This window comes from Terriglobus sp. RCC_193, from assembly GCF_041355105.1.
Classification (GTDB): domain Bacteria; phylum Acidobacteriota; class Terriglobia; order Terriglobales; family Acidobacteriaceae; genus Terriglobus.
In genome coordinates this window covers 18595-30655 of the sequence record NZ_JBFUPK010000005.1, presented here as the reverse complement: position 1 = coordinate 30655, position 12061 = coordinate 18595, and the positions used below count along the sequence as shown (strand labels likewise).

The window sequence follows — 12061 nt, the reverse complement described above, 5'->3', positions numbered from 1 at the left end:
AAGGAACCGACCTTCACGCATCGCAAAATGCTTCGCGGTTGTGTTGAAGCCAGGAAATGAGGAGAGTACCCCATGTTGTGGAGAGGTTTTCAGAAGCCGAAGCGTCTTGCGGTTGACACCGAAACGCTGACGGAGAAGTACGGTAAGTTCAGCGCGCAGCCCTTTGAGCGTGGCTTTGGTACGACAGTAGGCAACAGCCTGCGCCGCACCCTGCTCAGCTCCATTGAAGGCGCCGCAGTTACTGCTGTGAAGATTGAAGGCGTGCTGCACGAGTTCCAGTCGATCACCGGTGTGGTGGAAGACGCGACCGACATCATCCTGAACCTGAAGCAGATCCCGTTCAAGCTGAACGGCGACGGCCCGAAGGCTCTGTACCTCCGCGCAGACCAGCCCGGTGTTGTTACCAGTGGCATGATCGAAGCGGACGGCGACGTAGAGATCCTGGACAAGGACATCTACATCGCAACCGTGTCCGAAGGCGGCAAGCTGGACATGGAAATGCGCTTGAAGCGTGGCCGCGGCTACGTTTCGGCAGACAAGAATTTTGATCCGGATCTTGGCATCGGCTTCATCCCGGTGGATTCGGTTCACTCGCCTGTACGTAAGGTGAACTACGCAGTTGAGGCGGCACGTCTCGGTCAGATCACCGACTATGACAAGCTGACCATCGAAATCTGGACGAACGGCACGGTGCTTCCGGCGGATGCGCTCGGTCTCTCGGCAAAGCTGATGAAGGATCACATGACGATCTTTATCAACTTTGAAGAGGAACTGGAGAGCGGCCTGGATGGATCGCACGACGGCCCGGCTCTGCGTAACGACAACCTGAACCGTTCGGTGGAAGAACTGGAACTTTCGGTTCGCAGCTACAACTGCCTGAAGAACGCAAACATCTCGACGATCGGTGAATTGATTCAGAAGACCGAAGCCGAGATGCTGAAGACGAAGAACTTCGGCCGCAAGAGCCTGAACGAGATCAAGGAAATCCTTGCTCAGATGGGCCTTTCGCTCGGCATGAAGATCGACGAACAGGGCAACCCGGTCCCGGGACCGACCTCGGTTCTGCCTGCGGCAACGCTGGCAGCCTCCTTCGGCAACTTCGATGATGAAGAAGACGAAGAAGACGAGGACGACCTCGTGATGCCGGAGACGGAAAACTTCTAAGCTCTTAGTCGCTGGCTCTTAACGCAATGAGTTAAGAGCCAGCGGCAGAGCGAAGCACTTAGCTTCCTTCTGGGTATTCGCCAGAAGCGATAAGCTAAGAGCTAGTGGCTAAAAGCTAAGTGTTAGCGATGCGCTCCAGTGCGAGCCGTCGAATTTGAAATTGGAAGGTAAGTACTATGCGTCATCGCAAAGCTGGAAATAAACTTGGACGGAATCCGAGCCACCGCCGCGCACTTCTGCGCAACCTGGTCACCTCGGTTCTGATTGAAGATCGCGTGGAGACGACCCTGGCCAAGGCCAAGGCTGTTCGCCCGCTGATTGAAAAGATGATTACCCTGGGCAAGAAGGGCGATGTGCATTCGCGTCGTCAGGCTCTTGCGTTCCTGATGACGGACGCGTCCGTGACGCGTCTGTTTGCGACCGTGGCTCCGCGTTACGGCGATCGTCAGGGCGGCTATCTGCGCATCGTGAAGGCGGGCTTCCGTCAGGGCGATGGCGGCGAAAAGGCCATCATCGAGCTGCTGGGCGCTGAGAAGGAACTGGGCGCGAAGCAGCAGAAGCGTGAAGACCTGAAGACGAAGAAGCGCGAAGAGCTGCAGAAGCAGCTTGCCGAGCAGGGCGGCGACGAGAACAGCGAAGCTGCATAAATCAGATTTCGATACTGAATCGCAGGAGAGGGCCACATACCGTTGTGGCCCTTTTCCGGCTTTACATGCAAGCAAATTCCGAATGCTACAGTAGCTGAAATCCCGATTGTTTAAACGGTTTTCGCCCGTGGATCTGAGAACCGGTGAGGATACACATTGCTTGACTCGATGCAGCAGATAGAAGGACGCGCCTCTCTCCGTAGAGAGCGCTTTGTTGTGTTGTTTTATGTGTTTTGTTCCATGCTGGTGCTTGCGCGGGTGATCCGGGAGCGTTGGGCGCAACTGGAACAGATAACGCCGACGTTGAGCCAGGCAGAGGAACTCCATCATGTCTATGCTCCAGAAGCCTACCGTGTGGGTATTCCTTTTCTCATGCATCTGGTGAAGGGGATAGTGCCAGGTTTTTCTCTTGCCGGGATTTTAGCGTCGTTTGATTTTCTGTTTGGGTCTGCTGCCCTGATCCTTCTGTATAGCCTTGTGGCCAGTGGCTACAGCCTTTCGCGAACAGCCTATCCGCGCAGGGTGGCGGCGATCTCAATGGCTCTTGCCGCGGCACACTTTCCATTCGTGTGGACGATGGACTGGCTCCGGAATGTAACTATCCCATCCGCGTTTTTCCTCGTATGTGCGGTGTGGATTCTTCAACGCGTCGCGGACAAGCGGTTCTTCCTTGCGCCATTACTCCTGCTCAGTGCGTGGCAGGGAGTGGTCCGCAGCGACGTGGCATTCACGTTAGGAGCTGCGCTGTTTTTGCTGGCAGTGTGTGGGCTGTTGGATCGGCTGGGGCCACGCTGGCTGATGGTGGGGATTGGAGCAGCAATTGCACTCATCGCTGGCGGCGTACAGCTCTATATGCAACGTGTAGCGTTTCCCCATCTCATCTATCCGCCGGGCACTCCCGTGTTCATGTGGAGAATGAACCTGACTCGTACTTTCCTGGTGACATTCGTGACCGCTACCCTGCCGGTTGTGCCCATCTATTGGGGAGCGTTTGTGCAGCGTCGCTTGCTGCGTCCTGTTGACTGGATTTGTCTTGGGGCATCTTTGCTTTACCTGCCGCTCTGGTATGCCGTCGGGTCCATTAAGGAAATCCGTATCTTCGTACCGTTCTACCTGTTGCTTGTCATACCTGCAGCGAGCATCATTGTTCGCTACCTCCTGCAGGAGAGTGACGACACTGCTTCGTCAGCAACCGCATGAAGCGCCCCATTTTGATAGGAGGAGACGAAGCTCCCGGGGCCCGAACATTTTGGGTCTGGCTGTTCCGTACATGGTTGCCGGTCCTGGCCATGCTGGCGGCTATCGCGATTGAATCAACGCACGCCTTCTCCTCCGATCACACCTCGGGATGGCTGCGCGCGCTCTATCAGGCGATTGCAGGACAGGTATCCGATACACGATGGCTGGAGATCCACCATCACATCCGTAAGACAGGCCATTTCACTGGCTACGGTCTGCTTGGACTCGCATGGTTGCGAGCATGGTTACTCTTCTGGCTGGTACCCATGAAGCATCGTGCGGAGAGCGTTTGGCGGGGCTATGCCATGGTGATGGCCATTGCCTGCACCACGCTGGTGGCGTCGCTGGATGAGCTGCACCAAAGCTTCATGGCAGACCGCACCGGGATGGTATCCGACGTCTGGCTCGATACTTCCGGTGCGGTTTGTTTTATTCTTCTGTCTTTCTTGATAGGGAAGTTGTTACGCTCTGCAAGCGAATAAAGGTAGGTGTCCGAAGAGACGGCGCGGACCAGCGTTTTGTATTACGCACACCGCGGCGGAGTTCGGCGATCCCCTTCGCAGACTGAACGCGCAGGACACGTACATCGTGCGAGTTTGCAAACTGCTCTGGCAACTGCGCAAAGGACAATCCCAGCGTGATGAACTGGGCTTGCGGATGCAGCAGGGCATTGCGCCGCGCCGCCAAAAACGCAAGAAACAGGGTATTTAACACCACGGCCCCGCTGGTATCGAGCAGGACGTCCCACACAGACGCGCCGCGCGTCGGCAAGAAGATCTGGTGGATCTCATCAGCAGAGGCAACCACAGCCGTTGAGAGGATGCCGAACATCGCTGCGCGTAAACGAAGCGTGCTCCAACTGGCAACCAGGCGGCGCCGCAGTACGGAGTACCAGCCACGCGCAAAGAAGATTCCCAGCAGGCCATAGCCGGTAAAATGGCCCGACTTGCGCAGGAGATGGTTGATCAGGGCAAACGGGCCGCCCGGATGACCGGACCACGCGGCAAGCTGAGACAGCCAGATGCCTGTGTGGTTCGCGCCCATCGTATTAGTGGATTCGGCGCAAATAACGGCGATACCGAAAAGTACAGGAAGCCAGGCAGCCTGATGACGAACAGACGTGGGAGCAGTTGTTGCGATAGCCATAGCTGCAGTCCTCCGGGAAGTTGCTGGAGACGGTGGTCCGCCTCGCGTCTACATAGGGATAAGCAACTGGCGTGCCATTCTTAATTATTGGGCTAAGTCGCAGACTCCATGCCCTTTATTATCCGTTTCTCGTGTTTCTCCTCTTGTTTTAGTGATGGAAGAAATCACGGGTGTGGAAAGGTTTTTACGCAGACGCACGGTGAAATGGCATCATCCTTGACATTTTATCCCTCCTGCTGCATACTGATAAGAGTGTCCGAGCCTCCGTGTGTGCCTAGTGCCTGCGGTCCTCGAATACATGGAAGTTGCGAAAGCAGCTTCCGTCCAACACCACGGCCGAACGGCTCGTTCCCCGCAGCAGTTGAGTAATCGCAATTCGGGACGGGTTCAGCGTGAAAATTACGCTGCGGACAAAGGGCGGGGCCCTCGCTGTAAGTGGACGAAAGTCCGGATGTCAGCGCGAGGCATGCCCGCTGGGCTAGAAGAATCCATCAGCCCGCTTTGTCCAATGGTTCAGGCGGTGGGAGACAAAGGAATAGGAATGGCACGCAAGATTTCGAAGAATCTGGCTAAGGCGCGCGCGGCTGTTGAGCCCCGCACCTACGCCCTGACGGACGCAGTCCCCCTCCTGCAGAAGATCAAGTACGCGAAGTTCGATGAGAACGTCGACATTACCCTGCGCCTTGGCGTAGACACGCGTCACGCTGACCAGATGGTTCGCGCGACCGTTCTGCTGCCGCATGGCCTGGGCAAGACGAAGAAGGTTGCCGTGATTTCGACCGCGGAAAACCAGCGTCTGGCTACAGAAGCTGGTGCGGATATTGTCGGCGGTGAAGAGCTCGTGGAGAAGATCCAGAAGGAATCCTGGACAGATTTCGACGCCCTGATCGCAACGCCGGACATGATGCGTTCGATCGGTCGTCTCGGTAAGGTGCTTGGTCCCCGTGGCCTGATGCCGAACCCGAAGACGGGCACTGTGACCACCGATGTGGCTGCTGCTGTGAAGGAAATCAAGGCCGGTAAGGTGGAGTTCCGCGCAGACAAGACCGCGCTGGTTCACGTTCCGGTGGGTAAGAGCTCCTTTGAAGCGGAGAAGCTGGTCGAGAACGCAATGACCGTGATCGGCGCTGTGGTGAAGGCGAAGCCGGCTGCCGCCAAGGGCAAGTACATTAAGGCGATGTACATCTCGTCCACGATGGGCCCTGGCATTGAGCTGGATCAGGCTGTCGCTGAGGCTGCCGCAAAGGCGTAGGAGCGAGCTTTTAGCTATTAGCTTCTGGCTTTTAGCTGAGACTCTGCTGAGTGAAGATTCGCGGGTAGGCGGCAGGTTCGCTCCCGACATAGATTGAGCTAGTAGCTAAAAGCTAAGAGCTAGAGGCTAAGACAATGGCATTGACCAAGCAGAAGAAGCAGGAGAAGGTTGCGGCGCTCGCGGGCGAGCTGCAGGGCGCGACCGCTGCCATCATCGGCACCTTCACCGCGATGACCGCGGCAAAGGATGTTGATCTCCGTAAGACTGTCCGCAACGCGGGCGGCAAGTATCAGGTGCTGAAGAACAAGCTGGCTCCCAAGGCTGGCGAGGGCACACAGATTGAGAGTGCGCTGGGCGGCCTGAAAGGCGTCAGCTCCATCGCATACACCTCCGGCGATCCGGTGGCTCTGGCGAAGGCTCTGAGCACCTGGGTGAAGGACAACTCGCAGTTCACCTTCAAGCTGGGCATCGTGGACGGCAAGGTTCTTTCCGTTGCGGAAGTGAACCAGCTGGCAACCATGCCGGGCAAGGAAGAGCTCTTCTCGAAGCTGCTGTTCCTTATCAACGCTCCGGCGCAGCGTCTGGCTACGGTCATCAACGCAACCGGTCGCGATCTGGCTGTAGTGATCAACCAGGCCGTGGAACAGAACAAGCTGGGCGGCGCGGCTCCGGTCGCGGCTGTAGCAGAAGCTGCTCCGGCAGCCGATGCAGAAGGCGCTTCCGAGCAGGCAGAAGCCGCTGCTGACGAAGCTCCCGCAGAGGGATAAAAGTTTGGCCCGGCAGGGTATCGCCGGGTTCGCAACAAGTTTTGTCGTGACTGTTTCAAGGGGCGCAAGTCTGGGCGCATCGGAAACCTTGAATACGGGAAGGGCAGCCGGAATAGCAATTGGATTCCGGGGACGTAATCAGCAGTATCCAGATTGAATTAAAAGGAAAAACATCATGGCAGACATCCAGCAGTTGGAAGACGCAATCGTTAGCCTGAGCCTGCTCGAAGCAGCTGAGCTCGTGAAGAAGCTTGAAGAGCGCCTCGGCGTTTCGGCAGCAGCAGCAGCTGTGGCAGTTGCTCCTGCAGCAGGCGGCGGCGCAGCCGCTCCGGCAGCAGAAGAGAAGACCGAGTTCACCGTTATCCTGAAGGATGCCGGCGCGAACAAGATCAACACCATCAAGGCTGTCCGTGAAGTGACCGCTCTTGGCCTGAAGGAAGCAAAGGACCTGGTTGACGGTGCTCCTAAGCCCCTGAAGGAGAACATTTCCAAGGATGACGCAGCAGCGATCGCCAAGAAGTTTGACGGCATCGCAACTGTCGAAATCAAGTAGTTCCGGCCAATGCGGCTCCCGGCGTTCGCGCCGGGAGCCCTTTGCCGTGTATACGATTTGCTTTCTATTCACGAAAGCAGTATTCTTTCGTTTGGAAGAAGACCGCCCTGCGTAGGACTGCGTAACGGCGCGACGGTCGGCCTCAAAACGACATTCGGACCTTCTCCGGTTCAAGCCAGAACCGGTCGCGGTATACCTCAGGCGGCGGAGGTTTATCGTGCAGTCAACGCCTCAAGTCTCCTGCCCCGCCAGGCAGCGAGAAGGTAACAAGGGCGGCAGTTATTTTTAGCAAATTTGAACTGGTGCAAAAGTCGGATCTTGCGCTCACGGGCTTTCCTGTCCCTGTGAGCCATTTCGCGTTTCCGGAGAAACCTCCGAGCAGACCGCGCACACCGGCGTAGCACTGTAATGGCAGGAAATCAGCAGTAACTGAAAGACAAGCTTCGTATTACCCAAACGGGCATCAAGCCCATCTCAATTGCGCGCGGAACTCGCACCGGGGCAGAGCCTCCGCAGGAACTTTAAGCGCACACCACCCACGAAACAGCCGCCCACACGGCTATGTTTCGGCTCTCAATCGAAACTCTACCGCATCGGATGCGGTGGAAATCGGCAGGGAGGCCTCGGCACGAACAAGGGGAGTCTACAACGTATGGCAAGCAACACCGAAACGCGCGCACTCCGCAGCCGTCTCGACTTTTCCAAGATCCCAACCGCAATCCAGATCCCGAATCTGATCGAGGTCCAGCGTCGCAGCTATGAGCGCTTCCTCCAGATGGATAAGCTCCCCCAGGAGCGCGAGGATAATGGTCTGCAGTCGGTCTTCACTTCTGTGTTCCCAATCACCGACTTCCGCAACGTGTCGGAGTTGGAGTTTGTCGATTACTCCATCGGCAACTGGGAGTGCAAGTGCGGCTACCTGAAAGGTCTGAACCACCTGCGCACGGCCTGCACCACCTGCGGCCACATGGTCATCACGGACCCCTTCCACCCGGGCGATGTGCTCTGCCACTATTGCGGCACGTACAACAAGAACACGCCGGACTTCTGCACCAAGTGCGGTGACCCGGTGGGTCTGCAGTTGAAGTATGACCAGGCAGAGTGTGAAGAGCGTGGTATGACCTACAGTGCTCCGCTGAAGGTCACCATCCGCCTGAAGATTTACGACAAGGACCCGGAGACGGGCGTGAAGACCCTGCGCGACATGAAGGAGCAGGAAGTCTTCTTTGGCGACATCCCTTTGATGTCGGCCAACGGTACGTTCATCGTGAACGGCACCGAGCGTGTCATCGTATCGCAGTTGCACCGTTCGCCCGGCGTCTTCTTTGAGACGGCGAACAACCGCACCTACTTCCTGGGCAAGATCATCCCTTATCGCGGAAGCTGGGTCGAGTTCGAGTACGACCAGAAGAACATCCTGTACGTCCGCATCGACCGTAAGCGCAAGTTCCTGGGAACCATCTTCCTGCGCGCGCTCGGCCTGCGTACGGACGAGGCGATCCTCAAGACGTTCTACACCGCAGATACCATCCAGATTCGCGATGGCAAGCTGTTCTGGCAGATCCCTGCTGAAGGCGCAACCAATATCGTTGGCGTGAAGCCTGCAAATGCGATCAACGGCACGGACGGCACGGAAATCGTCGCTGCTGGCCGCAAGATCAGCACCGCGCTGCTGAACAAGCTGCGCGCGGGCGGCGTCACGGAAATTGAAGTTGCCCAGAGCGACTTTGATGGCTCGATCTTCGCGGCCGATGTGGTCGATCTGACCACGGGTGAGTTGCTGTATGAGGCCAACCAGGAAGCTGGCGCGGACAAGCTGCACAAGACACTGCAGAGTGGCGCTACCAGCTTTGAAGTCTTCTTCCCGGAGAAGGACGACGTTGGCAACATCATCACAAACACGCTGAAGCGTGACTCGGTGCGCAAGCCGGAAGAAGCTCTCATCGAGATCTACCGCAAGCTGCGTCCGGGCGATCCGCCGACGCTGGACACCGCGACTGCCCTGTTCGAAGGCATGTTCTTCGATCCGCGCAAGTATGACTTCTCGCGCGTGGGCCGTCTGAAGTTCAACATCAAGCTGTACGAGAACCAGGACGCAACGAATCTCGACAAGCGTACGCTGACGCCGGAAGATTTCTACGGCACCATCCGTTACCTGCTGAAGCTGCGTAAGAACATCGGCCTTGTGGATGACATCGATCATCTCGGCAACCGTCGCGTTCGCGCGGTGGGTGAGCTGATGGAGAACCAGTTCCGTATCGGTCTTGTGCGTATGGAACGCGCCATCAAGGAAAAGATGAGCGTGTACCAGGAGATGTCGACGGCGATGCCGCACGATCTCATCAACGCCAAGCCGGTGATGGCTGCGATCCGCGAGTTCTTCGGATCGTCGCAGCTCTCGCAGTTCATGGATCAGACGAACCCGCTGAGCGAAATCACGCACAAGCGCCGCCTGTCGGCCCTTGGACCGGGTGGTCTGTCGCGTGAACGTGCAGGCTTCGAAGTCCGCGACGTGCATCCGACGCACTACGGCCGTATCTGCCCGATCGAAACGCCGGAAGGCCCGAACATCGGTCTGATCTCGTCGCTGAGCTGCTTTGCGCGCATCAACGAGTACGGCTTCATCGAGTCGCCTTACCGCAAGGTCAAGGACGGCCAGGTGGTCGATTATGTTGCTGTCACCAATGCTGGTGAGAGCGGCTTCCGCCAGGGTGATCCCATTGAGATCAACGAGGCGCGCGCTCTCAAGCAGCAGCTTGCAAAGGATGGCAAGCGCGTTCTTGAGACCGAGCCGTTCAGCTTCTACCTGTCGGCATGGGAAGAGGATCGTCACACGATCGCGCAGGCGAACGTGACCATGGATGAAAACGGCAAGCTCGTGGAAGACCTGGTCAACGCACGTCGTCAGGGCAACTTCGTACTCGTTCCCAAGAGCGAGATCGATTACATTGACGTGTCGCCGAAGCAGCTTGTGTCGGTTGCCGCATCGCTCGTGCCGTTCCTTGAGCATGACGACGCGAACCGCGCCCTGATGGGTGCGAACATGCAGCGCCAGTCGGTGCCGTTGCTGATGGCGGAAGCTCCGTTCGTCGGTACCGGTATGGAAGGCGTCACGGCTCGCGATTCGGGTGCTGTGATCCTTGCTCGCCGTAACGGCATCATTGACTCGGTCGATTCCGAGCGCATCATCGTGCGCGTTGAGGGCGAGCATCATCCCACGCAGTTGTCGCGTGAGGTGGGTTCGGACATCTATCAGCTCACAAAGTTTAAGCGCTCGAACCAGAACACCTGCATCAACCAGAAGCCGATCGTCCGCAAGGGTGACCGTGTTCTTAAGGGCCAGGTAATCGCAGACGGTCCTTGCACGGAGCAGGGTGAGCTTGGCCTTGGTCGTAACGTGCTCGTCGCGTTCATGCCGTGGCGTGGTTACAACTTCGAGGACGCGATCCTCATCTCGGAAAAGCTGGTCCGCGAGGACTACTACACCTCGATCCACATCGAGGAGTTCGAGATCGAAGCGCGCGACACGAAGCTGGGACCGGAAGAAATCACGCGCGATATCCCGAACGTTTCTGAGCACGCTCTGCGTGACCTGGACGAGTCGGGTATCATCCGCATCGGCGCGAAGGTTGGTCACAACGACATCCTTGTGGGCAAGGTCACGCCGAAGGGCGAAACTCAGCTGACGCCGGAAGAGAAGCTGCTGCGCGCCATCTTCGGTGAGAAGGCCGGCGATGTACGCGATGCTTCGCTGACGTGCCCTCCGGGTATCGAAGGCACGGTCGTGGACGTCCGCATCTTCTCCCGCAAGGGACAGGAGAAGGACGAGCGCGCCAAGTTGATTGAGCAGGAGCAGATCGAACGCCTGGAGAAGAACCTGGCGGACGAAATCCGAATCCTGACCGATGAGCGCCTGAAGCGTCTTGAGGCAATTCTGGGTGGCAAGGAAGTGCAGGCTGACCTGCATGACGAGCGCACCAACAAGAAGCTGCTCTCCAAGGGCGACATCCTCGATCGCGACACCATCGAGCTGATCAGCACGCGTAACCTGAAGCGTATTCGCTACGCCGACAAGGATCCGCGCGTGAACGAGCAGATCGACGAGATCGAAGAGATGACCTCGCGTCAGATCGACGTTCTGCGCAAGATCACCAACGAGAAGATCAGCAAGATGCAGAAGGGCGATGAGCTTTCGCCTGGCGTCATCAAGATGGTGAAGGTGTACATCGCCATGAAGCGCCGCCTCTCGGTGGGCGACAAGATGGCCGGTCGTCACGGCAACAAGGGTGTGGTTGCTCGCATCCTGCCTGAGGAAGACATGCCGTACCTGCCGGATGGAACGCCGGTAGAGATCGTGCTGAATCCCCTGGGTGTGCCTTCGCGTATGAACGTGGGGCAGATTCTGGAAACGCACCTCGGTTGGGCTGCGCACACGCTTGGCGCGAAGATTGCCGAGATGGCGCAGGCGGCTGCGGATGCCAACGAGGTACGTGAAATCTTCAAGGCTCGCTTTGCGAAGACCGCCGCTCTGAACCAGCTCCTGGAGCTAGATGATGAGATGACGCTCCGCGTGGCCAAGGGCATGAAGCGCGGCATCTGGTTCGGCACTGCGGTGTTCGACGGCGCACAGGAGAGCGAAATCAAGGCGCTGCTTGCAGCGGCTGGTTTGCCTTCTTCCGGTAAGACAGAACTCTTCGACGGTATGACCGGCGATGCGTTCGAACAGCCGGCCACCGTTGGCTACATCTACATGCTGAAGCTGTCGCATCTTGTGGACGACAAGATCCACGCTCGTTCCATCGGACCGTACTCCCTCATCACGCAGCAGCCGCTGGGTGGTAAGGCACAGTTCGGCGGACAGCGCTTCGGTGAGATGGAAGTGTGGGCGCTGGAAGCATACGGCGCGGCTTACATCCTGCAGGAACTGCTCACGGCCAAGTCGGATGACGTCTTCGGACGTACGAAGATTTACGAGGCCATCGTGAAGGGCGAAGCGGCGATCGAACCCGGCGTGCCGGAATCGTTCAACGTGCTCATCCGCGAGCTGCAGTCGCTCTGCCTTGACGTGGAACTCGTCAAGCAGGAAGACCTGAAGAAGATCCCGACGATGCCCATCGCGGCAGCCGCCGACTAAACGCCGGATCGGTGTCGAGGGGTGCAAATCCCTCGACACCTGGTTCGCGTGCACAGAGTTTTGGAATGGGCATGCGGCCCGCCACAAGTGACCGCGAAGAAGCAGTACCAACCGCAGGACCGGTTCCCCACAGAACCGCAACTGCACGGAGACTAACTA

Annotated in this window: 9 protein-coding genes; 8 read left to right on the top strand and 1 reads right to left on the bottom strand. The window is 57.8% G+C overall.

Annotation, left to right across the window (positions count from 1 at the left end; genetic code table 11):
- Positions 1 to 72: 72 nt before the first annotated feature.
- The 4 genes from AB6729_RS17810 to AB6729_RS17795 all read left to right on the top strand — a co-directional run bounded on the left by AB6729_RS17810 (position 73) and on the right by AB6729_RS17795 (position 3532).
- Positions 73 to 1164 carry a DNA-directed RNA polymerase subunit alpha gene (locus tag AB6729_RS17810; RefSeq protein ID WP_371083011.1) on the top strand — a complete coding sequence of 364 codons (1092 nt, stop codon included), beginning with the start codon at positions 73 to 75 and terminating at the stop codon, positions 1162 to 1164.
- Positions 1165 to 1340: 176 nt separating this feature from the next.
- On the top strand, positions 1341 to 1811 hold the full coding sequence (gene rplQ, locus AB6729_RS17805; protein WP_371083010.1) for a 50S ribosomal protein L17: 471 nt from the start codon (positions 1341 to 1343) through the stop codon (positions 1809 to 1811).
- A 156-nt stretch (positions 1812 to 1967) separates the two neighbouring features.
- Positions 1968 to 3011 (top strand): hypothetical protein, encoded by a 1044-nt coding sequence (locus AB6729_RS17800; protein ID WP_371083009.1) that lies wholly within the window; start codon positions 1968 to 1970, stop codon positions 3009 to 3011.
- Positions 3008 to 3532 carry a VanZ family protein gene (locus AB6729_RS17795; protein WP_371083008.1) on the top strand — a complete coding sequence of 175 codons (525 nt, stop codon included), beginning with the start codon at positions 3008 to 3010 and terminating at the stop codon, positions 3530 to 3532. The genes AB6729_RS17800 and AB6729_RS17795 overlap by 4 nt, the downstream gene beginning before the upstream one ends.
- Here AB6729_RS17795 and AB6729_RS17790 read toward each other — a convergent pair.
- Entirely contained in the window at positions 3480 to 4196 is a 717-nt protein-coding gene (locus AB6729_RS17790; RefSeq protein WP_371083007.1) for a VanZ family protein, read from the bottom strand. The two genes, AB6729_RS17795 and AB6729_RS17790, sit on opposite strands and share 53 nt — an antisense overlap.
- Positions 4197 to 4716: 520 nt before the next feature.
- On the opposite strand from AB6729_RS17790, the gene rplA reads away from it, so the two are divergent.
- The 4 genes from rplA (at position 4717) to rpoB (ending at position 11902) form a co-directional block, all read left to right on the top strand.
- Entirely contained in the window at positions 4717 to 5448 is a 732-nt protein-coding gene (rplA, locus tag AB6729_RS17785; protein ID WP_369792920.1) for a 50S ribosomal protein L1, read from the top strand.
- 134 nt (positions 5449 to 5582) lie between these two features.
- A complete protein-coding gene (rplJ, locus tag AB6729_RS17780; RefSeq protein ID WP_371083006.1) occupies positions 5583 to 6215 on the top strand; it encodes a 50S ribosomal protein L10 in 633 nt (210 codons plus the stop codon).
- A 175-nt stretch (positions 6216 to 6390) separates the two neighbouring features.
- Complete coding sequence (gene rplL / locus AB6729_RS17775; RefSeq protein WP_371083005.1) at positions 6391 to 6768, top strand: 50S ribosomal protein L7/L12; 378 nt, start codon at positions 6391 to 6393, stop codon at positions 6766 to 6768.
- A gap of 652 nt (positions 6769 to 7420) precedes the next feature.
- Positions 7421 to 11902 carry a DNA-directed RNA polymerase subunit beta gene (gene rpoB / locus AB6729_RS17770; RefSeq protein WP_371083004.1) on the top strand — a complete coding sequence of 1494 codons (4482 nt, stop codon included), beginning with the start codon at positions 7421 to 7423 and terminating at the stop codon, positions 11900 to 11902.
- Positions 11903 to 12061: the final 159 nt, after the last annotated feature.

Excerpts from the sequence above, each read along its gene's own strand:
- AB6729_RS17810 (WP_371083011.1), top strand. The coding sequence starts at position 73 with ATGTTGTGGAGAGGTTTTCAGAAGCCGAAGCGTCTTGCGGTTGACACC.
- rplQ (WP_371083010.1), top strand. The coding sequence starts at position 1,341 with ATGCGTCATCGCAAAGCTGGAAATAAACTTGGACGGAATCCGAGCCAC.
- AB6729_RS17795 (WP_371083008.1), top strand. The coding sequence starts at position 3,008 with ATGAAGCGCCCCATTTTGATAGGAGGAGACGAAGCTCCCGGGGCCCGA.
- AB6729_RS17790 (WP_371083007.1), bottom strand. The coding sequence starts at position 4,196 with ATGGCTATCGCAACAACTGCTCCCACGTCTGTTCGTCATCAGGCTGCC.
- rplJ (WP_371083006.1), top strand. The coding sequence starts at position 5,583 with ATGGCATTGACCAAGCAGAAGAAGCAGGAGAAGGTTGCGGCGCTCGCG.
- rplL (WP_371083005.1), top strand. The coding sequence starts at position 6,391 with ATGGCAGACATCCAGCAGTTGGAAGACGCAATCGTTAGCCTGAGCCTG.
- rpoB (WP_371083004.1), top strand. The coding sequence starts at position 7,421 with ATGGCAAGCAACACCGAAACGCGCGCACTCCGCAGCCGTCTCGACTTT.